At 68.5% G+C, this 21,583-nt stretch carries 17 protein-coding genes; 11 read left to right on the forward strand and 6 right to left on the reverse strand.

All coding sequences use genetic code 11. The annotated features are described in order from the left end of the window. Positions 1–4 precede the first annotated feature (4 nt). From WS64_RS04380 to WS64_RS04390, 3 genes are read right to left on the reverse strand one after another with little or no spacing between them, the layout of a single operon-like run. Positions 5–829 (reverse strand): ABC transporter permease, encoded by an 825-nt coding sequence (locus WS64_RS04380; protein WP_060965806.1) that lies wholly within the window; start codon positions 827–829, stop codon positions 5–7. A gap of 17 nt (positions 830–846) precedes the next feature. Continuing rightward, entirely contained in the window at positions 847–1,875 is a 1,029-nt protein-coding gene (locus WS64_RS04385; RefSeq protein ID WP_059644129.1) for an ABC transporter substrate-binding protein, read from the reverse strand. Between the two features lie 60 nt (positions 1,876–1,935). Then, positions 1,936–2,961 carry a LacI family DNA-binding transcriptional regulator gene (locus tag WS64_RS04390; protein ID WP_060965807.1) on the reverse strand — a complete coding sequence of 342 codons (1,026 nt, stop codon included), beginning with the start codon at positions 2,959–2,961 and terminating at the stop codon, positions 1,936–1,938. An 889-nt stretch (positions 2,962–3,850) separates the two neighbouring features. Here WS64_RS04390 and WS64_RS04395 point away from each other — a divergent pair. The 7 genes from WS64_RS04395 (at position 3,851) to WS64_RS04425 (ending at position 12,662) form a co-directional block, all read left to right on the forward strand. Beyond that, positions 3,851–4,477 (forward strand): flavin reductase family protein, encoded by a 627-nt coding sequence (locus tag WS64_RS04395; protein WP_060965808.1) that lies wholly within the window; start codon positions 3,851–3,853, stop codon positions 4,475–4,477. 416 nt (positions 4,478–4,893) lie between these two features. Beyond that, positions 4,894–6,126, forward strand: coding sequence for a 3-methyl-2-oxobutanoate dehydrogenase (2-methylpropanoyl-transferring) subunit alpha (locus tag WS64_RS04400; RefSeq protein WP_059573914.1), 1,233 nt, complete (start codon positions 4,894–4,896; stop codon positions 6,124–6,126). 2 nt (positions 6,127–6,128) lie between these two features. After that, the gene (locus WS64_RS04405; RefSeq protein ID WP_059573913.1) at positions 6,129–7,169 is read left to right on the forward strand and encodes an alpha-ketoacid dehydrogenase subunit beta; all 1,041 of its coding nucleotides are present in this window, start codon (positions 6,129–6,131) and stop codon (positions 7,167–7,169) included. A gap of 1 nt (position 7,170) precedes the next feature. Then, a complete protein-coding gene (locus tag WS64_RS04410) occupies positions 7,171–8,484 on the forward strand; it encodes a dihydrolipoamide acetyltransferase family protein (protein ID WP_060965809.1) in 1,314 nt (437 codons plus the stop codon). A gap of 4 nt (positions 8,485–8,488) precedes the next feature. Further along, the gene (gene lpdA, locus WS64_RS04415; RefSeq protein ID WP_060965810.1) at positions 8,489–9,880 is read left to right on the forward strand and encodes a dihydrolipoyl dehydrogenase; all 1,392 of its coding nucleotides are present in this window, start codon (positions 8,489–8,491) and stop codon (positions 9,878–9,880) included. A 328-nt stretch (positions 9,881–10,208) separates the two neighbouring features. Next, positions 10,209–10,838: an NAD(P)H-binding protein gene (locus WS64_RS04420; RefSeq protein WP_060965811.1), complete on the forward strand. Its 630-nt coding sequence runs from the start codon at positions 10,209–10,211 to the stop codon at positions 10,836–10,838. 393 nt (positions 10,839–11,231) lie between these two features. Beyond that, complete coding sequence (locus tag WS64_RS04425; protein WP_060965812.1) at positions 11,232–12,662, forward strand: purine-cytosine permease family protein; 1,431 nt, start codon at positions 11,232–11,234, stop codon at positions 12,660–12,662. Positions 12,663–12,732: 70 nt separating this feature from the next. Here WS64_RS04425 and WS64_RS04430 read toward each other — a convergent pair whose 3' ends face one another. Further along, entirely contained in the window at positions 12,733–13,689 is a 957-nt protein-coding gene (locus WS64_RS04430; protein ID WP_059644144.1) for a LysR family transcriptional regulator, read from the reverse strand. A 190-nt stretch (positions 13,690–13,879) separates the two neighbouring features. Between WS64_RS04430 and WS64_RS04435 the strand changes: the two genes are divergently transcribed. From WS64_RS04435 to WS64_RS04445, 3 genes are read left to right on the forward strand one after another with little or no spacing between them, the layout of a single operon-like run. Next, on the forward strand, positions 13,880–15,190 hold the full coding sequence (locus WS64_RS04435; RefSeq protein ID WP_060965813.1) for an MFS transporter: 1,311 nt from the start codon (positions 13,880–13,882) through the stop codon (positions 15,188–15,190). 31 nt (positions 15,191–15,221) lie between these two features. Then, a complete protein-coding gene (locus tag WS64_RS04440) occupies positions 15,222–16,493 on the forward strand; it encodes a Zn-dependent hydrolase (RefSeq protein ID WP_060965814.1) in 1,272 nt (423 codons plus the stop codon). A 24-nt stretch (positions 16,494–16,517) separates the two neighbouring features. Further along, entirely contained in the window at positions 16,518–17,540 is a 1,023-nt protein-coding gene (locus tag WS64_RS04445; protein WP_060965815.1) for a histone deacetylase family protein, read from the forward strand. A gap of 102 nt (positions 17,541–17,642) precedes the next feature. Here WS64_RS04445 and WS64_RS04450 read toward each other — a convergent pair whose 3' ends face one another. Further along, positions 17,643–18,848: an MFS transporter gene (locus WS64_RS04450; protein WP_155720387.1), complete on the reverse strand. Its 1,206-nt coding sequence runs from the start codon at positions 18,846–18,848 to the stop codon at positions 17,643–17,645. A gap of 556 nt (positions 18,849–19,404) precedes the next feature. After that, positions 19,405–20,316 (reverse strand): LysR family transcriptional regulator, encoded by a 912-nt coding sequence (locus WS64_RS04455; RefSeq protein WP_060965817.1) that lies wholly within the window; start codon positions 20,314–20,316, stop codon positions 19,405–19,407. Positions 20,317–20,482: 166 nt separating this feature from the next. On the opposite strand from WS64_RS04455, the gene WS64_RS04460 reads away from it, so the two are divergent. Further along, positions 20,483–21,403: a pyridoxal-phosphate dependent enzyme gene (locus tag WS64_RS04460; RefSeq protein WP_059573903.1), complete on the forward strand. Its 921-nt coding sequence runs from the start codon at positions 20,483–20,485 to the stop codon at positions 21,401–21,403. Positions 21,404–21,583: the final 180 nt, after the last annotated feature.

Below are 21,583 nucleotides of genomic sequence, written 5' to 3' on the forward strand. Positions count from 1 at the left end.
TTCCTCAGGCCGCGGCGGCGGCGGTGTGGCCGGTGAAGCGGCGCGCGAGCGCGAGCACGGCCCAGGTGACGATGCCGAGCACGATCGACAGGCCCGCCGCCGTCGCGATGTTCGCGTTCAGCGTGAACTCGGTGTAGATCGTCATCGGCAGCACGTTCAGGTCGGTGGCGAGCGTAAAAGCGGTGCCGAACGCGCCCATCGCGGTCGCGAAGCAGATCGCGCCGGCCGCGATCAGGCCCGGCGCGAGCGCGGGCAGCACGATGTCGACGAAGATGCGCCACGGCGACGCGCCGAGCGAACGCGCGGCTTCCTCGAGCGACGCGTCGAGCTTCGACGCGGCCGCGATCACGGTGACGATCACGCGCGGAATCGAGAAATACAGGTAGCCGATGAACAGGCCGGCAACCGAGTACGCGAACACCCACTTGTCGCCCGTGAGCTTCGCCGACAGCATGCCGATCAGCCCCTGGCGCCCGGCGAGCATGATCACCATGAAGCCGACGACGACGCCCGGGAACGCGAGCGGAAACGTGAGCAGCGCGAGCAGCACGCGCTTGCCGGCGAATTCGCGGCGCGCGAGCAGCAGGCCCGAGATCGTCGACAGCGCGAGCGTCGCGAGCGTGACGCCCGCGGACAGCGCGACCGTCTCGCCGAGGCTCTTCATGTAGCGCGCATTGCCGAGCAGCGCCGCGTAGTGCGAGAAGAACGCGCCGTCGGCGGACACCTGCACGAGCGACGCCATCGGCAGCAGCCAGAACGCGGCGAATACCGCGAGCGCCGGCGCGACGAGCGCGAGGCGCCAGCGCAGCGGAAAAGTGAGGTCGAGCATCGGTTGCGTCCCGCGGCTTACTGCATCACTTGCAGGTACTGCTGGCCGAACGCCTGCTGGCCGGCCGCCATCTTGCCGAAGTCGACCGGCTTGGCGCGCGCGTATTCGCTCGCCGGCAGAAACTTCGCGGCGACGTCGGCGCCGAGCGCCTGCGCGCGCACCGGGCGCAGGTACGCATTGGCCCACAGCTTCTGGCCTTCGTCGGACAGCACGAAATCGAGCACCTTCCTGCCGTTCGCGTCGTGCGGCGCGCCCTTCACGAGGCTCATCACGTACGGCACCGCGATCGTGCCTTCCTTCGGGATCACGAACTCGACGTTCGCGTTGTCCTTGTATTTCGCGCGATACGCGTCGAAGTCGTAGTCGAGCAGGATCGGAATCTCGCCGGACAGCACGCGCGCATACGCGGTCTGCTTCGGCACGATCGGCGCATTCGCCTTCAGCTTGCGGAACCAGTCGAGCGCCGGCTTGAAGTTGTCGAGGCTGCCGCCGAGCGCCTGGTTGACGGCGACGGCGCCCGCGTAGCCGACGAACGCGCTCGACGGATCGAGGTAGCCGACCATGCCCTTGTATTCGGGCTTCAGCAGATCGGCCCACGAGCGCGGCACCGGCTTGCCGTCGAGCGCGTCCTTGTTCACGAAGAAGCCGAGCGTGCCCGAGTGGATCGCGAACCAGTAGCCTTGCGGATCCTTCAGGTTCGCGGGAATGTCGTTCCAGTGCGCGGGCTTGTACGGTGCGATCACGCCCTTGTCCTTTGCCTGGAACGCCGACGACACGCCGAGGTAGACGACGTCGGCGACCGGACTCTTCTGCTCGGCGATCAATTGCGCGATCGACTGGCCCGAGTTCTTGTTGTCGAACGGCACGCGAATGCCGGTTTTCTGCTTGATCGCCGCGATCTGCGCGGCCCAGTCGGCCCATTCGGGCGGGCAGTTGTAGCAGATCGCCGTTTCGTCGGCATGAGCCGCAGGGGCGCCGGCAACGAGCGCGGCAAGGGCGAGCGGCGCGGCAAGTGCGCGCAGCAGCGAGGTCAGGCGAAAGGACACGGTGGGTCTCCGGGCGAGTGGGAGGGGGTGGTCGGTGTGCGTGGCGCGTGCGTGTTGCGATCAGGCCTTGCGCAGTTGCAGGTCGGTGGCGGGCGGCGCAATCGTCGCACCGTCGCGCACCGCATGCGGCAGGATCGTCGACGTGCGGTCGATCGCGGCGCCGCCGATGCATTCGACGAGACGCTGCCACGCGTGGCAGCCGATGTCGTGGTTCGGCGTCGCGACGCTCGCGAGCGGCGGCGCGAGCAACTCGCCGATCGCGATGCCGTCGAAGCCGAGCACCGACAGATCGTCGGGAATCGAGAAGCCCGCGCGGCGCAGGCCGCGCATCACGACCATCGCGAGCAGGTCGTTGCTGCAGAAGAGGGCGGTCGGGCGCGTGGCGTGCGCGGTGAGATGCGCGAGCACCGCATCGGGCAGTTCGGGTGCGTTGAAGTCGACCTCGACGGGCGGCAGCGGGGCCACGCCGCTTTCCTTGAGCGCCTGCGCATAACCGAGATGACGCTGGCGCGCGCGATCCGATGCGGCGAGCGAACCGGCCAGCATCAGCACGCGGCGGTGGCCGCGCGCGGTCAGCAATTGCACGCCGTCATGGGCGGCGCGGCGGTTGTCGACCGACACCGACGGACGGCGCCGCGTGTCGTTGTGCATCAGCACGTAGTGCGGGCCGTCGCGGTCGAGCATGTCGAGCAGCGGGTGCGTGTCCGCATCGGCGACGGTGAGGATCAGCCCTTCGACGCGCTGCTCGCGCAGCGTCTCGATCGCATGACGTTCGCGCGCCGCATCGTATTCGGTGGTCATCAGGATCAGCTTGAAACCGGCCGCGGTCGCGAGCGCGTCGATGCCTTGCAGGCAGTCGGCGAACACCGGGTTCGACAGCGTCGGCACGACGACGCCGACGAGCCGCGTGCGTTCGCCGCGCAGTTGCCGGCCGAGCGGGCTCGGGCGGAACTGCAGCGTGTCGATGGCGGTGCGGATCGTCTGCAGCGTGGCGGGGCTGACGGTATGCGGCGCGTTGATCGCGCGCGAAACGGTGGCGATCGAGAAGCCCGCGAGGGCAGCGACGTCCTTGATGGTCGAGGTCATGAAATAACGCGATGTAAACGTTTTCGACGGGGGAATTATCGAAAACGTTTGTGACTTCGCGATGACGCATGCGACGCTTGTTTCGCGAACGGCACGACACAAACGTCAAACGGTTGACGGCGTCGGACGACGCGCAACCGTTTGTATCGACGGAGGCGGCGGCGCGGGATGAAATCGTCGGGCGTGGTGTCGGTATCGAATGCGCGGGCCGAGGCGGTGCGACGACGGCCGGTGTCGCGATGCGGCGCGGCGGAATAAGGGAACGCATGCGCCAAGCAATGGTAGAATCGCGTCCGCCCTCTTGCCGGGGTGATGAAATTGGTAAACATAGCGGACTTAAACGATTGAGTGCCCGGCCGGAAACGGTCGGTGCAGAACCCTTCAAATTCGGCGAAACCCCTGATGCGCGCATCGAGGCAACGCCGAGCCAAGCCTCGCGGCACCCGCGAGGAAGGTGTAGAGACTAGACGGGGGGCGCCTAAGGCGCACGGGCAGCGGTCACGCCCGCGCGCGACGGTGAAGGCATAGTCCAGCGCACGAACGGTTCTCGCACGCGAGGCCGGCTTTGAAAGAAGCAGTGTGACGAAAATCCGCCGCCTTAACTGGCTTGCCGGTTCGAGTCCGGTCCCCGGCACCATCGCTTGCGTCGACGCGATCGATTCGATGACGGTGTAAAAAACCCGCGAGAAATGCAGCGCTCGCGGGTTTTTTATTGCGTGCACGCATGTGCGGCGGCACGCCGGCCCGGCTCACGATGCGGCTTCGCTGCGCAGAAAACCGCGCCATGTGATACTGGCACGCTCGTCGCGGCGTACGCCAGCGTCTCCCCGGCCAACGCGTCCCCCGACCGCTTTTTCCCCATCGTTTGCCTCTCGCCAGACCACCCGTCATGACCGACTCGACCCATCACTATTACGAACCGTCGCAAGGCCACGGCCTGCCGCACGATCCGTTGAACGCGATCGTGGGCCCGCGCCCGATCGGCTGGATTTCATCGCGCGGCAGCGACGGCACGCTGAACCTCGCGCCGTACAGCTTCTTCAACGCGTTCAACTACCGCCCGCCGATCATCGGCTTTTCGAGCACCGCCGCGAAGGACAGCGTGCGCAACGTGCAGGAAACCGGCGAGTTCGTGTGGAATCTCGCGACGCGCGATCTCGCGGAGCGGATGAACCAGACCTGCGCCGCCGTGCCGTACGACGTGAACGAATTCGAACTCGGCGGCCTGACCGCGGTGCCGTCGCGTCTCGTGAATGTGCCGCGTGTCGCGGAAAGCGGTGTGAACTTCGAATGCAAGGTGACCGACGTGATCCGGCTGCGCGATCATCACGGTGTCGAGACGCAAGCCACGCTGGTGCTGGGCGAGGTCATCGCGGTCCATATCCGCCACGACCTGCTGAAGGACGGCATCTTCGACACGTTCGGCGCGGGCATCATCCTTCGTGCGGGCGGCCCGTCGGCCTACGTGCACGTGAAACCCGACAGCCGCTTCGACCTGTTCCGTCCCGACGCGTGATCGATCGCCCGCCGCAGTAAGCCGGCAACCGGGCGCACAAGCGCCCGAGCCAGACGCAAGACCCCGCGGAGATCCCAGGATTTCTCCCGGGGTCTTTTGCTTCGTACCCTCTCATGATCGGGACGGCGCCGATCCGTCCGTTCCTCGATGCCCACTCGTCGTCTCAGCCGCGGCGACGATGCGCTGCAGCAAACCCGTCCTTCGCCGCCTCCGCCCGCCGCACTCACGAGCCGCCGACCGCGCCATGGCAAATCTGCTCACCACGAACGAGCGGCTTGGGCATCGACGCCCGCCGCTGCCAGGCATAAATTTCCAAGGTTGACGCGCTTATCCGCGCGTCAGCTCACGCGCGGGCCGGCAACCGGCTCGCGCGTTCCCAACCAGCGTGAGACACAATCGAGCGTGGAGACGACACGATGAGCCTGTCAGAGCCATTGCGTCTGCATGTGCCGGAGCCCACCGGGCGCCCGGGCTGCAAGACGGACTTTTCCTATCTGCATCTATCGCCGGCCGGCGCGGTCCGCCGCCCGCCGATCGACGTAGCCGCGGCGGACACCGCCAATCTCGCCCGCAGCCTCGTGCGCGTGCTCGACGACAGCGGCAAGGCCGTCGGCCCGTGGGCGCCCGATCTCGACGATGCGCGGCTGATCGCCGGGCTGCGCGCGATGCTCAAGACCCGCATTTTCGACGCGCGCATGATGATCGCGCAGCGCCAGAAGAAAATCTCCTTCTACATGCTGAGCCTCGGCGAAGAGGCGATCGGCACCGCGCACGCGATGGCGCTGCGCGACGGCGACATGTGCTTTCCGACCTATCGGCAGCAGAGCATCCTGATCGCGCGCGACGTGCCGCTCGAGCGGATGATCTGCCAGCTGATGTCCAACGAAGGCGATCCGCTGAAGGGCCGCCAGCTTCCGGTGATGTACTCGGACCGCGAAGCCGGCTTCTTCTCCATTTCCGGCAACCTCGCGACGCAGTTCATCCAGGCGGTCGGCTGGGCGATGGCGTCGGCGATCAAGGGCGACACGAAGATCGCGTCCGCATGGATCGGCGACGGCGCGACGGCCGAGGCCGATTTCCACACCGCGCTCACGTTCGCGCACGTGTACCGCGCGCCGGTCGTGCTGAACGTCGTCAACAACCAGTGGGCGATCTCGACGTTCCAGGCGATCGCGGGCGGCGAGGGCACCACCTTCGCCGGGCGCGGCGTCGGCTGCGGGATCGCGTCGCTGCGCGTCGACGGCAACGACTTCCTCGCGATCTACGCGGCGTCGAGTTGGGCGGCCGAGCGCGCGCGCCGCAATCTCGGCCCGACGCTGATCGAGTGGGTGACCTACCGCGCCGGCGCGCATTCGACGTCGGACGATCCGACCAAGTACCGGCCGAGCGACGACTGGTCCCATTTCCCGCTCGGCGATCCGATCGAGCGCTTCAAGCGTCACCTGATCGTGAAGGGCATCTGGTCGGACAGCGCGCATGACGCACTGACGGCCGAGCTCGAGGCCGAGGTGATCGCCGCGCAGAAGGAAGCCGAGAAATACGGGACGCTGGCCGACGACCGGATTCCGTCGCCGGCCTCGATGTTCGACGACGTATACAAGGAGCTGCCGGCGCACCTGCGCCGTCAGCGCCAGGAACTGGGAGCGTGATCATGGCGCGACACGAAACGGATACGGCGACGCAGCCGATGACGATGATCCAGGCGCTGCGCTCCGCGATGGACGTGATGCTCGGGCGCGACAGCGATGTGGTGGTGTTCGGGCAGGACGTCGGCTATTTCGGCGGCGTGTTCCGCTGTACCGAAGGACTGCAGAACAAATACGGCAAGTCGCGCGTGTTCGACGCGCCGATCTCCGAAGGCGGGATCGTCGGCGCGGCGGTCGGGATGGGCGCGTACGGATTGCGGCCCGTCTGCGAGATCCAGTTCGCCGACTATTTCTATCCGGCTTCCGACCAGATCGTGTCGGAAGGCGCGCGGCTGCGCTACCGCTCGGCCGGCCAGTTCACCGCGCCGATGACGATCCGGATGCCGTGCGGCGGCGGGATCTACGGCGGACAGACGCACAGCCAGAGCCCGGAGGCGATGTTTACGCAGGTGTGCGGGCTGCGCACGGTGATGCCGTCGAATCCGTACGACGCGAAAGGGCTGTTGATCGCATCGATCGAGAACGACGATCCGGTGATCTTCCTCGAACCGAAACGGCTCTACAACGGCCCGTTCGACGGCCATCACGAACGGCCCGTCACGTCGTGGCTCAAGCATCCGGCGAGCGCGGTGCCCGAAGGCTACTACACGGTGCCGCTCGATACGGCCGCCATCGTGCGGCCCGGCAACGACGTGACGGTGCTGACGTACGGCACGACCGTGCACGTGTCGCTGGCCGCGGCCGAGGAGACGGGCATCGACGCGGAAGTGATCGACCTGCGCACGCTGTGGCCGCTCGATCTCGATACCGTCGTCGCGTCGGTGCGCAAGACCGGGCGCTGCGTCGTGGTGCACGAGGCGACGCGCACCTGCGGCTATGGCGCGGAGCTCGTATCGCTGGTCCAGGAACACTGCTTCTACCACCTCGAAGCGCCGGTCGAGCGCACGACGGGCTGGGACACGCCGTATCCGCATGCGCAGGAATGGGCGTACTTTCCGGGGCCGACGCGGGTCGGCGAAGCGTTGCGACGCGTGATGGAGGCGTGAGATGGGGATTCATGTCATCAAGATGCCGGATATCGGCGAAGGGATCGCCGAGGTCGAGCTGGTGGCCTGGCATGTGGAAGTCGGGCAGACGATCAAGGAAGACCAGCCGCTCGCCGACGTGATGACCGACAAGGCGGCGGTCGAGATTCCGTCGCCGGTGACGGGCAAGGTGATCGAACTGGGCGGCCGGATCGGCCAGATGATGGCGGTCGGCAGCGAGCTGATTCGGCTGGAAGTCGAAGGCGACGGCAACCTGAAGGCGGCGGCGCCGGTGCGAGAAACGAAGGTAGCAACCGCACCGGTCGCGTCTGCGACGTCGAAGCCGGCGGCCGACGCGCCGGCCGAATCGCCCGAGCCGCCCGCGCATGCGGCGCCTCGCGCACCGGCGAAACCGCGCCGCGACGAACCGGCCGCGCAGCCGCGCGCGGCGCTCGCACCCGGCGAACGGCCGCTCGCGTCGCCGGCCGTGCGTCAGCGCGCGTGGGACATGGGTATCGAGCTGCGCTACGTGCGCGGCACCGGCGAAGCCGGGCGGATCCTGCATGCGGATCTCGATGCGTATGCGCGTACCGGCGGCGGCGCGGGCGGTGCGCAACCGCGCGGCTACGACGAACGCCATGACGAAACCGACGTGCCGTTGATCGGCCTGCGGCGCGCGATCGCGCGCAAGATGCAGGAAGCGAAACGCCGCATCCCGCATTTCAGCTACGTCGAGGAAATCGACGTCACGGAGCTCGAATCGTTGCGCACGGAACTGAATCGCCGCCACGGCGACACGCGTGGCAAGCTCACGCCGCTGCCGCTGCTGATTCGCGCGATCGTGATCGCGCTGCGCGATTTTCCGCAGATCAACGCGCGTTTCGACGACGAAGCGGGCGTCGTCACGCGCTACGGCGCGGTGCACATGGGCGTCGCGACGCAGACCGACGGCGGTCTCACGGTGCCCGTGCTGCGCCATGCGGAAGCGCGCGACGTGTGGTCGATCTCGGCGGAAATCGCGCGGCTCGCCGACGCGGTGCGCGCGAACCGTGCGCAGCGCGACGAGCTGAGCGGCTCGACGATCACGATCTCGAGCCTCGGCGCGCTCGGCGGCATCGTGTCGACGCCGGTGATCAATCATCCGGAAGTGGGGATCGTCGGCGTGAACCGGATCGTCGAGCGGCCGATGATCCGCGACGGCGCGATCGTCGCGCGCAAGATGATGAACCTGTCGTCGTCGTTCGATCATCGCGTCGTCGACGGCGCGGATGCGGCCGAATTCATCCAGGCCGTGCGCGCGGTGCTCGAACGCCCGGCGTTGCTGTTCGTGGAGTGAGCCGATGAAGAACGAACACACCACACTGCTCGTCATCGGCGGCGGCCCGGGCGGCTACGTGGCCGCGATCCGCGCCGGCCAGCTCGGCATCCCGACCGTGCTCGTCGAACGCGACCGGCTCGGCGGCACCTGCCTGAACATCGGCTGCATTCCGTCGAAGGCGCTGATCCACGTGGCCGACGCGTTCGAACAGGCGTGCGGCCACGCGGGCGAAGGGGCGCTCGGGATCCGTGTGCGCACGCCGGAGATCGACATCGCGAAAAGCGTCGCCTGGAAGGACGGCATCGTCGAGCGGCTGACGCGCGGCGTCGGTGCGCTGCTCAAGAAGAACGGCGTGCGCGTGCTGCACGGCGAGGCGCGCGTGATCGACGGCAAGACCGTCGAAGTGGTCGCCGGCAGCCATACGGTGCGGATCGGTTGCGAACATCTGTTGCTCGCGACCGGGTCCGAGCCGGTCGAGCTGCCGTCGATGCCGTTCGGCGGACACGTCGTGTCGTCCACCGAAGCGCTGTCGCCCGCGACGCTGCCGAAACGGCTGGTCGTCGTCGGGGCCGGCTATATCGGGCTCGAACTCGGGATCGTCTATCGCAAGCTCGGCGTCGACGTCAGCGTCGTCGAAGCGGCCGAGCGCGTGCTGCCCGCGTACGATGCCGAACTCGTGCGGCCGGTTGCCGATTCGCTCGCGCGGCTCGGCGTGCGGCTGTGGCTCGGCCACAAGGTGCTTGGGCTCGACGCGCACGGCGCGGTGCGCGTGCAGGCGGCCGATGGCGCCGAGCAGACGTTGCCGGCCGACCGCGTGCTGGTTGCCGTGGGCCGCCGGCCGCGCGTCGACGGGTTCGGGCTCGACACGCTGATGCTCGATCGCAACGGCCGCGCGCTGCGGATCGACGACGCATGCCGGACTTCGATGCGCAACGTGTGGGCGATCGGTGACGTCGCGGGCGAGCCGATGCTCGCGCATCGCGCGATGGCGCAAGGCGAGATGGTGGCCGAGCTGATCGCCGGCCGGCGCCGCCGGTTCACGCCGGCATCGATTCCGGCTGTGTGCTTCACCGATCCCGAGATCGTGACGGCCGGCTGGTCGCCGGACGACGCGCACGCGGCCGGCGTCGATTGTCTGAGCGCGTCGTTTCCGTTCGCCGCGAATGGGCGCGCGATGACGTTGCAGGCGACCGACGGATTCGTGCGCGTCGTCGCGCGGCGCGACAATCATCTGATCGTCGGCTGGCAGGCGGTCGGGCGCGGCGTATCGGAGCTGGCCGCGGCGTTTTCGCAGTCGCTGGAGATGGGCGCGCGGCTGGAAGACATCGGCGGCACGATCCACGCGCATCCGACGCTCGGCGAAGCGCTCCAGGAAGCGGCGTTGCGTGCGCTCGGGCATGCGCTGCATGTCTGACGTCATCGCCTGACGGGGCGCCGCCGGTGCGTCACGCACGTATCGGCGGCGCTCGCGGCGTCTGATGGACTTCATGTTGTTCATCGGTATCTGCTCGCGCCGGTCCCGAAGCCGATCCGATCCGGTTGCCCGTACTCGCACGCCGGGTCGGGAACGCGCGCAACGGCAGCGCCGGCCGCGCCGCATTCGATCGCACCCGACAGCGCCGTAATTTTTCGAGACGAGGGGAGGGTTGCCGCCGCCGCGTCGGCCGACGATCATGTCGATAGCCGGAAACCGGGCCGCCTGGGTCCGCCAACGCAGGCTCCCTCCACTCGGAATAGCGGACATGAAACTGCTGCTCGTCGGTGCGACCGGACTCGTCGGGCGCCACGTCCTCGAAGCCGCGCTGGCCGATGCGCGAGTCGATCAGGTAATCGTCCTCGCGCGCCGGCCGTTGTCGCCGCATCCGAAGATGCGCGCGCTGGAAGTCGATTTCGACCATCTGCCCGACGCGGCCGACTGGTGGCGCGCGGATGCCGTGATCTGCACGCTCGGCACCACGATGCGGGCGGCCGGTTCGCGGGCGGCCTTCCGGCGCGTCGATCACGATTATCCGCTCGCGGTCGCGCGGCTCGCGCACCGGCACGGCACGCCGACCTACGTGCTGAATTCCGCGCTCGGCGCGGATGCTGCGTCGCGGATCTTCTACAACCGCGTGAAGGGCGAGGTCGAACAGGCGCTCGCCGGCGTCGGGTTCGATTCGCTCACGTACGTGCGACCGGGCCTGATCGGCGGCAGCCGCGACGAGTTTCGATTCGGCGAACGGCTGCTGGTGTTCGCGCTGAGCGCCGCCGCACCGGTGCTGCCGGCGAAGTGGCGCGTGAATCCTGCGTCGCGGATTGCGCGCGCCTTGCTCGACGCGGCGATCGACGCACGGCCGGGCGTGCGGGTCGTCGCATCCGACCGGCTCGGCTGACGCGGCGGGGGCGGTGCGCTCGGCAGGCCATTCGTCCGCGCTCGGCGTGCAGTGACGGCTGCGCCCGATCGACCACCGCCAGGCCAGCCGAACTTTCATTTTCCCGACATCCGGCTCGCGCCGAAACTGCGCGGGCGCGCCGCAATTGCTCGGACGATTTCGAAAATCCGTCGATACCGGGTAATCACCGATATCTCGCAAGTTGTATATACAACATCATCCGCAAGCAATGTCGGCATACGCCGTGCCGGTTGCGCGCCAGCTTTCAGGCCATGCGTGCGTGGCGCATGCCGGCGATCCACGGCGTCTGCGTTCGCGGAGCCGAAAGAGTGGCGCGCAGTTTCCTGTCCCGTTCAAACCATGTGTGGTCCTGAGTATTGTGGAGATCGACCCGTGTCAACGAATTCCAGTGGAAAAGCCGGCGGACTGATCGAGGTACGCTCGATCGACTTCATTCCCGACGCCGAGCGCCACGGCGGCCTGCTGAGCCAGTTCACGCTGTGGCTGTCGGCGAACATGCAGATCACCGCGATCGTCACGGGCGCGCTCGCGGTCGTGCTCGGCGGCGACGTGTTCTGGTCGCTGGTCGCGCTGCTGCTCGGCCAGCTCGTCGGCGGTGCGGTGATGGCGCTGCACGGCGCGCAGGGCCCGCAGCTCGGCCTGCCGCAGATGATCTCGAGCCGCGTGCAGTTCGGCGTGTACGGCGCGATGATCCCGATCGTGCTCGTGTGCCTGATGTACATCGGCTTTTCCGCGAGCGGCTCGGTGCTGGCCGGGCAGGCCGTCGCGCAACTGCTGCACGTCGACGACGCGGCCGGCATCCTGCTGTTCGCGGCCGTGATCGTCGTGCTGACCGTGTTCGGCTATCGCGCGATCCACTTCGTCGGCCGGATCGCGAGCGTGGTCGGCATCGTCGCGTTCATCTACATGTTCGCGCAACTGTTCGCGAACCACGACGTCGGCGCGCTGCTCGCGAACAAGCATTTCTCGCTGGCGAGCTTCCTGCTCGCGATGTCGCTGTCCGCGTCGTGGCAGATCGCATTCGGCCCGTACGTGGCCGACTATTCGCGCTACCTGCCGCGCGCGACGTCGTCGGTCGCGACGTTTCTCGCGGTCGGCCTCGGCTCGGTGATCGGCGCGCAGGCGGCGATGGTGTTCGGCGTGTTCGCGGCCGCGCTCGCCGGCAGCCAGTTCGCGCACCATGAAGTGTCGTACATCGTCGGCCTCGGCTCGACGGGCGCCGTGGCCGCGCTGCTGTATTTCAGCATCGCGTTCGGCAAGGTGACGGTGACGGCGCTCAACGCGTACGGCAGCTTCATGTCGATGGCGACGATCGTCAGCGGCTTTCGCGGCAAGGGCGCGGTGTCGTCGAAGAGCCGCCTCGTGTACATCCTCGGGATGATCTGCGTGTCGACGCTGATCGCGCTCGCGGGCCGTCATTCGTTCCTGAAGGAATTCACCGCGTTCATCCTGTTCCTGCTCGCGTTCTTCACGCCGTGGAGCGCGATCAACCTCGTCGATTACTACTGCTTCACGCGTTCGCGCTACGACGTGCCGGCGCTGTCCGATCCGGACGGCCGCTACGGCCGCTGGAACGGGATGGCGATCGCGATCTACGTGATCGGCATCCTGGTGCAACTGCCGTTCATGTCGACGCACATCTACACGGGGCCGCTCGTCGACGCGCTCGGCGGCACGGACATCTCGTGGATCCTCGGCCTCGTCGTGCCGGCCGTGCTGTATTACGTCGGCGCCCGCGCGTCGCGACGCAGCATTCCCGAGCGCCTGATCCTGCCGCTCGAACGCGGCGAAGTTCACCACTGACGACACGCGTCGCGCATCGGGCCGGCACGCCGCCGGCTCGAGCGCCGGGCCGGGCGCCGCCCACGCGCCGTCACTTCCCCAGCCGCTGCGCGAGCGAGTAGCGCTGCATGCAGCGCTCCATCGCGTCGAGAAACGCGTGCTCGGCCGCATTCATCTTGCGGTCGCGATGCCACAGCAGGAACACGTCGACGTCGACGAGCCCGTCGTCGGGCGGCAGCCGCCACAGCCGCTGCTGCGCGATGTCGTCGCGCACGATGTGCTCGGGCAGGCAGCCGATCCCGTAGCCCGCGAAGATCAGCCGCCGCACTTCGTCGAGGCTCGGCGACGATGCGACGATACGCCCCGTGAAACCCTTCTGGTCACGGAACACGGTGAGCGGCGACAGGCTGTCGCCGATCTGGTCGCTCGTGAACGACACGAAATTCTCCGCGAGCAGATCGTCCATCCGCAACTGCGTCTGCCCGAACAGCCGGTGATGGCGGCCGCAGTAGATCGCATAGCGCTGGCGCAGGAAGCAGCGCATCTCCAGCTTGTCGTGCGGCGTGCGGCACAGGCCGAGCCCGGCCGTGGCCGTTTTCTGCAGCAGCGACGACAGGATGTCCGACGAGCGCATTACTTCGATCTGCAGATCGATCCGCGGATACGCGCGATGGAAATCCGCGAGGAATTCGTCGTAGACGGGCGATTCGATGCGGCTCACCGTCAGCAGCCGGATCGAGCCGGTCAGGTCGGCCGTGCTGTCGTCGATTTCGGTTTCGAGGCGCGAGATGCCGCCGTAGATGTCGCTCGCGATCCGGTACACGGCTTCGCCGGCCGGCGTCGGCGCGAAGTGCGCGCCGCGCCGCTCGATCAGCCGGCGCTCGAGCGTCTCCTCGAGCCGCCGCAGCGCCTGGCTCACGGCCGGCTGCGTGACGTGCAGGCGGGCCGCCGCGCGGCTCACGCTGCGCTCCTGCATGATCACCAGATAGGTGCGCAGCAGGTTCCAGTCGAGGCGGTCGTTCAGGAACGGGGCGAGATCGGGGCGCATCGGGTCTCCGGGCAGGGCGGCGGCTAGTCATTAGTTGAATTTATACGGCGAATAATAACTTGAAATTTGACTAATGATTTGCGGCCACCGATAAAGGAGGGGCGCCGCAGCGTGCGGCGCGAGGCCGCGACAGACGGCCGTCGTCACGATATTGCGTGCCGCCCCGCCGCGGCGCGCGTCAGGAGCCCGCATGAGCCAGTCCCTTCCTTCCGCCCGCCAGCCGGCACGCGCCGCGACGGCCGCGTTCATCGGCACGATGATCGAGTGGTACGACTTCTACATCTACGCGACCGCCGCCGCGCTCGTGTTCGGCGAACTCTATTTCCCGTCGCACGACCCGTTCGTCAGCACGATGGCATCGTTCGCGACGTTCGCGGTCGGCTTCTTCGCGCGCCCGCTCGGCGGCGTGATCTTCGGCCATCTCGGCGACCGCATCGGCCGCAAGAAGGCGCTGATGACGACGCTGATGATGATGGGCGTCGCAACCGTGTGCGTCGGGCTGCTGCCCGCCTATTCGAAGGTCGGCATCCTTGCACCGGTGCTGCTCGTCGCGCTGCGCGTCGTGCAGGGGATTGCGGTCGGCGGCGAGTGGGGCGGGGCGGTGCTGATGGCGGGCGAGCATGCGCCGCAGGGGCGCCGCACGTTTTTCGCGTCGTTCGCGCAGCTCGGCAGCCCGGCCGGGCTGATCCTCTCGCTGGTCGCGTTCCGCGCGGTCACGTCGATGGACAAGGCCGACTTCCTCGCGTGGGGCTGGCGCCTGCCGTTTCTCGCGAGCGCGGTGCTGCTCGTGGTGGGCATCCTGATCCGGCTCGGCGTGAACGAGTCGCCGGAATTCGCGCGGGTGAAGGAAGCCAACCGCACGGTGAAGCTGCCGGTCGCGGAAGTGTTCCGCTCCGCGTCGGGGCTCGTGCTGCTCTGCATCGGCGCGAACACGATCGGCATCGCGGGCGTCTATTTCACGAACACGTTCATGATCGCGTACACGACGCAGTATGTCGGCGTCTCGCGCTCGCTGATCCTCGACAGCCTGTTCGCGGTCGCGATCATCCAGTTCTTCGCGCAGCCGCTCGCCGCGTGGATCGCCGAGCGCATCGGCGGCGCACGCTTCCTGAAGCTCGCGGCGCTGCTCGCGATGCTGTCGCCGTATCCGATGTTCATGCTCGTGCAGGGCGGCACGTCCGCGTCGCTGATCGCCGGCATCGCACTCGCCGTGGTGTGCATGGCCGGTTTCTATTCGGTGATCGCGGGCTTCGTCAGCGACGTGTTTCCCGCGCACGTGCGCTATTCGGCGATCTCGCTCGCCTACCAGATTTGCGGCGCGATCGCGGGCGGCCTGACGCCGCTCGTCGGCACGTGGCTCGCGCATCGCTTCACGGGCCAGTGGTGGCCGCTCGCGGTGTTCTACACGTGTCTCGCCGGCGTTTCGCTGCTCTGCATCGTCGCGCTCGACGCGCGCCGTGCCGCGCAGCCGGTCGCCGCCGAAGCGCTCGGCTCGCATTGATCCTCAACGCACGAATCGATACGGAATTCTTATGGATGACCTGCTGGAAATCGACGGCGCCCGCCTGTGGCGGAGCCTGGCCGACATGGCGAGCGTCGGCGCGACGCCGCGCGGCGGCGTACGGCGCCTCGCGCTCACGGATGACGACCGCCGCGGGCGCGACCTGTTCGCGCAATGGTGCCGCGATGCGGGGCTGACGGTGAGCGTCGATGCCGTCGGCAACCTGTTCGCGCGGCGCGACGGCGCCGATGCGCACGCCGCGCCGGTGCTGATCGGCAGCCATCTCGACACGCAGCCCGAGGGCGGTCGCTTCGACGGCGTGTACGGCGTGCTCGCCGCGCTCGAACTCGTGCGCACGCTGAACGACGCGGGCATCGCGACCGACAAGCCGCTCGAGATCGTGTCCTGGACCAACGAGGAAGGCGCGCGCTTCGCGCCGGCGATGCTCGGCTCGGCCGTGTTCACGGGCGCGTTGCCGCTCGACGATGCGCTCGCGAAGCAGGACGCCGACGGCGTCACGCTCGGCGCGGCGCTCGACGCGTGCGGCTACCGCGGCACGCGCGCCACGGGCGGGGCGGTCGATGCATATTTCGAGGCGCACATCGAACAGGGCCCCGTGCTCGAAGCGAACGGCACGACGATCGGCATCGTCACGGGCGGGCAGGCGATCCGCTGGCTCGACGTGACGGTGACGGGCGTGGCCGCGCACGCGGGCACGACGCCGATGCCGTATCGCAAGGATGCGTATTTCGCGAGCGCGCAAATCGCGCTCGAACTCGAGCGGATCGTCGCCGGTTACGCGCCGCGCGGGCTCGCGACGATCGGGCAGGTCGGCATCCGCCACGCGTCGCGCAACACGATTGCCGGCGACCTGACGTTCACGGTCGACCTGCGTCATCACGACGATGCGGAAGTCGATGCGATGGAGCGCGACCTGCGCGACGCCTGCGCTCGCGTGGCCGCCGCGCGTGGCGTGCAGGTGTCGGTCGAGACCTGCTGGCGCAGCCCGGCGACGCCGTTCGACCGCGAGTGCGTCGGGCTGGTCGCGCAGGCCGCTGCCGCGTTCGGCTACACGCACGAGCGGATCGTGAGCGGCGCCGGCCACGATGCAATCCTGCTCGCGCGCCGCTTCCCGACCGCGATGGTGTTCATCCCGTGCGTCGACGGGCTGTCGCACAACGAAGCCGAGGATGCATTGCCCGACGACGTGACACGCGGCACGAACGTGCTGCTCCATGCGGTGCTGGCGCGCGCGGGAATCGCGGCGCGCGTCGACGCGGCGGCGGCCACGCACGATGCCTGAAACGGCGAATCGATGAGGATTACGATGAAAACCTATTTCCATCCCGAACAACTGCTGCACCACCCGCGCAGCTACCTGTCGCGCGGCCGGATGCGCGAGCCGCAGGAAGTGCCCGAACGCGCGGCGCGGCTCGTCGCGGCCGTCCGGTCGCTCGACTTCGACGTGCGCGAGCCGGCCGACCGCGGCACCGCACCGATCGCGGCCGTGCACGACATGAACTACCTGCGCTTTCTCGAGGACGCGCACCGCGACTGGAAGCAGATGCCCGACGACTGGGGCGACGAAGTGATGTCGAACGTGTTCGTGCGCGATCCGAATCCGTTGCGCGGCGTGCTCGCGAAAGCCGCGCGCTATCTGGCCGACGGCAGTTGCCCGGTGGGCGCGAACACATGGCGCGCGGCGTACTGGTCCGCGCAGGGCGCACTGGCGGCCGCGGCCGACGTCAACGACGGCGCGCGCGAAGCGTACGCGCTGTGCCGGCCGCCCGGCCATCATGCGCGCCGCGACGCGGCCGGCGGCTTCTGCTACCTGAACAATGCGGCGATCGCCGCGCAGGCGCTGCTCGGCCGCCATCGGCGCGTCGCGATCCTCGATACCGACATGCATCACGGGCAGGGCGTGCAGGAGATCTTCTACGGCCGCGACGATGCGCTGTACGTGTCGATCCACGGCGACCCGACCAACTTCTACCCGGTCGTCGCGGGTTACGAGGACGAGACGGGAACGGGGGCCGGCGACGGCTTCAACCTCAACCTGCCGATGCCGCACGGCGCGCCGGAGTCGGCGTTCTTCGAGCGGCTCGACGACGCGCTGCGCGCGCTCGCGCGGTTCCAGCCCGATGCGCTCGTGCTCGCGCTCGGCTTCGACATCTACAAGGACGATCCGCAATCGCAGGTCGCGGTCACGACCGACGGGTTCGGGCGGCTCGGCGGCGCGATCGGCGCGCTCGGGTTGCCGACGGTGATCGTGCAGGAGGGCGGCTATCACCTCGAGAGTCTCGACGCGAACGCACGCGCGTTTTTTGGCGGGTTTGGCGCTCGGCGCTGACCGGGCCGTCGAACCGATCGCACGCCGAAAATGAAAACGGCCGCATGGCGCGGCCGTGAGCATGCATGCGGAAGGTTCCGGATGGCCCGGGCGTGCCCGCGCTTACGAATTCGCGGCGGCCGGCGAGCGGCGGCGCTGCGTGACCTGCAGCATGACGAGCACGAGGCCGGCGGCCGCGATCAGCGCGCCGACGAGCGGCACCGCCGCGTAGCCGAATCCGGCCGAGATCGCCGCGCCGCCCGCGGCGGCGCCCAGCGCATTGCCGAGATTGAACGCGCCGATGTTCACCGCCGATGCGAGGCCCGGCGCTTCATGGGCCGCGCGCATCACGCGCATCTGCAGCGGCGGCACGACCGCGAACGTCGCGATCCCCCAGACCAGCAGCGTGACGGCGGCGCCCGCATGCGTGGCCGCAAGCAGTGGGAACGCGGCCATCGTCGCGATCAGCAGCAACAGGAAGCCGATCAGCGTGCCGTCGAGCGAGCGGTCGGCGAGGCGCCCGCCCGCGATGTTGCCGATCGAGAAACCGACGCCGATCAGCACGAGCATCGCGGTCACGAAGCCGGGCGTCGCGCCCGTCAGGTGTTCGAGCGTCGGTGCGACGTACGTATAGAGCGTGAACATCGCGCCGGCGCCGAGCACGGTCGTCCCGAGCGCGCCGAGCACGACCGGGCGCGTGAGCACGGAGAGTTCGGCACGCAGGTCGGGCATCTTGCCGGCTTCACCTTTCGGCAGCGCGGCGAACAGGCCGGCGATCGCGATCAGGCCGAGGCCCGCGGTCGCCGCGAACGACATGCGCCAGCCGATGATCTGGCCGAGCCAGGTCGCGGCCGGCACGCCGCCGACGTTCGCGATCGTCAGGCCCATGAACATCGTCGCGACCGCGCTGGCCTGCTTTTCGCGCGGCACGAGGCTTGCCGCGACCACCGAGCCGAGCCCGAAGAACGCACCGTGGTTGAGGCTCGTCACGAGACGTGCGAGCAGCAGCGTCGTGTAGTCCGGCGCGACGGCCGACAGCAGGTTGCCGATCGTGAAGATCGACATCAGCGCGATCAGTGCGGAACGGCGCGACCAGCGCGCGAGCAGCAGCGTCATCAGCGGCGCGCCGACCATCACGCCGATCGCATACGCGCTGATCAGCATGCCGGCTTGCGGAATCGACACGTGCACGCCTTCGGCGATCACGGGCAGCAGGCCCATCGGCGAGAATTCGGTCGTGCCGATGCCGAACGCGCCGGCGGCGAGCGCCAGCAGCGGCAGCGCGGCGCTGCCGCCGGGGCGGGAAGGAGAGGAAGTCGTGGGGTTCACGCGGTGGACTCCTGTGATCGTGGGACAACGGCACGAAGCCATTGAGGACAGCCGAAGTGTGCCTGCATTACTTTTGCGGAAAAAGCCGCATTCGGACGAAATTATCTTGATTTGATGTCAACAATGCAGCGCGGGGGAGACGTCCGCGTCGTGGCCCTCGGATGGTGCTTCGACGGGACCGGCATCGCACAAGGGCTGGAAAGCGTCGAACTGCCAGCGTCGGCAGCAAAAAAGCCCCGACCACAGGGGGTCCATGGCCGGGGCGGAAACGCATCCTCTCTTTGGCACGAGGGTTGGATGCGCGCGCAGTATATTTCGGGCCATGACGATTCGAATCGGCGTTAAACGACCGTTTTTGGTGTCAATTTGAGAATTGCGGTGTCGTCGCGTCGTCCGTCGGCGTTCTGAAAGATTTTTCGATGATGCGGCTGTGTCGTTCACCGTGTTACAGCATCAAAAGCGACGTGATGACGGAAGTCGGATTCCGTCCGTCGGCCCGTCGGCCGGTGCCGCAAGTCGCATCGCCCGAGCGCGCGCCGATGCATCCGGCATGCGCTCAGGCCGATTCGCCGGCCGCGTCGCGGACCGCCGCGAGAAACCGCGCGACGACGGGCGACGGGGCCGCCGCCGCGCCGTCGAACACGAACTCGATGTCGAAGCGGCTCGCGAGTTCGTCGAGCGCGACGAGCCGGACCGTGCGCGGGCAGGTCGGCGACGCGCTTTCCGGCACGAACGCGCAGCCCATGCCGGCCGCGACGAGGCCGATCAGCGTCGGGATGTCGCTGCCGACCTGCGCGATGCGCGGCGTGAAGCCGGCCTGCTGGCACTGCGTCATCAGGAAGCGGTGGTGCGCGGCGGAACGCTGCGCATCGAACCAGACGAACGGTTCGTCCGCGACGTCGGCCAGCGCGCGCGGTGCGATGAAGCGGCCGCCCGGCGGCGCGGGCATCGCGAGCACGAAGCGGTCGCTCAGCAGCCGCACGCCCGTCAGGTGAGGCGCTTCCTCGCGACGCCACGCCATGATCCCCGCGTCGAGCTGGCCGCGCGTCAGCGCGCTCGCCTGTTCGGCCGACAGCATCGGCGCGATCGACAGTTTCACATCCGGGCACGCATCGCGAAACGCCTTGAGGACGTTCGCGACGATCGGCAGCGGCAGACAGTTCGGCAGCGCGCCGAGCCGCAGTTCGCCGAGCTGGCCGTCCGCGCTGCGCAACGCGCGCTCGCGGCTGTCCTGCAGCCTCGCGAGCAGGCCGGTCGCATCGTGCAGGAAGCTCGTGCCGGCCGCCGTGAGCGTGACGCCCGTCGCGCGACGGACCAGCAGCGGCGTGCCGATCGCATCCTCGAGCTCGCGGATCTGCCGCGACAGCGCGGGCTGCACGATGCCCACCGCGCGGGCGCCGGCCATCACGCTGCCGGCCTGGGCGACGGCGACGAAGTAGCGCAGGTGACGCAGTTCGATCTGGCGCATGCGGTGTCCGGTCGGGTTCGTTGATATGCCTGGCAAGCATAGCAAATGCCATTCGATGGTATTGGAAAGCATGGCGCGCCTGCCGTACGATGACCGTCATTGCCGCACCCGCTTGCTCGCGCGCGAGCCGTGCGGGTTTCCTCCGTTCCTCCTTGCGTTCCGTCCCATGCCGCTTCATATCCCGACGCCTTACATCCGCTCGCAAATCGCGTCCCGCCGGCTCGGCAGGACCATCCGGCTGAAGCTCGACGCGTTGCAGCCGTCGGGCTCGTTCAAGCTGCGCGGCATCGGCGCCGTGTGCGAGGCGCGCCATGCGGCCGGGGCGCGGCGGTTCGTGTCGTCGTCGGGCGGCAACGCGGGCATCGCGGTCGCGTATTGCGGCCGCGAACTCGGCGTGCCGGTGCGCGTCGTCGTGCCGGAAAGCGCATCGGCCCGGGCGCGCGAACTGATCCGCGTCGAAGGCGCGGAACTCGTCGTGCACGGCGCGAGCTGGGCCGAGGCGAACGCGTTCGCGCAGTCGACGCTCGACGGGCACGATGCATTCGTGCATCCGTTCGACGACCGCGTGCTGTGGCAGGGCCACGCGACGATGATCGACGAGATGGCGGCGGTCGGCCCGAAGCCCGACGCGGTCGTGCTCGCGGTCGGCGGCGGCGGCCTGCTGTGCGGCGTGCTCGAAGGGCTGGCGCGCAACGGCTGGCACGACGTGCCGGTCGTCGCGGCCGAAACGGCAGGCGCCGACTGCTATGCACGCTCGGTCGCGCAGGGGCGCCCGGTCGAATTGCCGGCGATCGCGAGCATCGCGACGACGCTCGGCGCGAAGCGGCCGTGCGACGCGGCGGTCGAATGGGCGACGCGTCACGCGATCCATCCGGTCGTCGTGTCCGATGCCGACGCGGTGGCTGCGTCGCTGCGGTTTCTCGATGAGCACAGGATCGTCGTCGAGCCGGCGTGCGGCGCTGCGCTGGCCGTGCTCGAGCAGCCGGTGCCGGTGCTCGCGTCGGCGTCCGACATCGCGGTGATCGTCTGCGGCGGCGTGACCGCCACCGTCGAGGATCTGCAGACGCTGCGCGCGACGTTGCGGTAGGCGGGGCGCCAGCGAGCCGCGCAGTCGCGAGACGACGGATTGTTTTGCGATTTTCGCGGGGTGACTGCGAGCCTGGGGCATACGTGGCTCGCCGTGACGCGTCGACGTTGCCTTTCCGTCAACCCCGTACGGCGGACGGCCGGATAGGCAGAAACGACTTCAGGAACGGTGCGCAAGGCG

The organism is Burkholderia anthina, assembly GCF_001547525.1.
Taxonomy (GTDB): domain Bacteria; phylum Pseudomonadota; class Gammaproteobacteria; order Burkholderiales; family Burkholderiaceae; genus Burkholderia; species Burkholderia semiarida.

Coding starts and splice junctions, on each gene's coding strand:
- WS64_RS04380 (WP_060965806.1), bottom strand. CDS start 829: ATGCTCGACCTCACTTTTCCGCTGCGCTGGCGCCTCGCGCTCGTCGCG.
- WS64_RS04390 (WP_060965807.1), bottom strand. CDS start 2,961: ATGACCTCGACCATCAAGGACGTCGCTGCCCTCGCGGGCTTCTCGATC.
- WS64_RS04395 (WP_060965808.1), top strand. CDS start 3,851: ATGACCGACTCGACCCATCACTATTACGAACCGTCGCAAGGCCACGGC.
- WS64_RS04400 (WP_059573914.1), top strand. CDS start 4,894: ATGAGCCTGTCAGAGCCATTGCGTCTGCATGTGCCGGAGCCCACCGGG.
- WS64_RS04405 (WP_059573913.1), top strand. CDS start 6,129: ATGGCGCGACACGAAACGGATACGGCGACGCAGCCGATGACGATGATC.
- WS64_RS04410 (WP_060965809.1), top strand. CDS start 7,171: ATGGGGATTCATGTCATCAAGATGCCGGATATCGGCGAAGGGATCGCC.
- lpdA (WP_060965810.1), top strand. CDS start 8,489: ATGAAGAACGAACACACCACACTGCTCGTCATCGGCGGCGGCCCGGGC.
- WS64_RS04420 (WP_060965811.1), top strand. CDS start 10,209: ATGAAACTGCTGCTCGTCGGTGCGACCGGACTCGTCGGGCGCCACGTC.
- WS64_RS04430 (WP_059644144.1), bottom strand. CDS start 13,689: ATGCGCCCCGATCTCGCCCCGTTCCTGAACGACCGCCTCGACTGGAAC.
- WS64_RS04435 (WP_060965813.1), top strand. CDS start 13,880: ATGAGCCAGTCCCTTCCTTCCGCCCGCCAGCCGGCACGCGCCGCGACG.
- WS64_RS04440 (WP_060965814.1), top strand. CDS start 15,222: ATGGATGACCTGCTGGAAATCGACGGCGCCCGCCTGTGGCGGAGCCTG.
- WS64_RS04445 (WP_060965815.1), top strand. CDS start 16,518: ATGAAAACCTATTTCCATCCCGAACAACTGCTGCACCACCCGCGCAGC.
- WS64_RS04455 (WP_060965817.1), bottom strand. CDS start 20,316: ATGCGCCAGATCGAACTGCGTCACCTGCGCTACTTCGTCGCCGTCGCC.
- WS64_RS04460 (WP_059573903.1), top strand. CDS start 20,483: ATGCCGCTTCATATCCCGACGCCTTACATCCGCTCGCAAATCGCGTCC.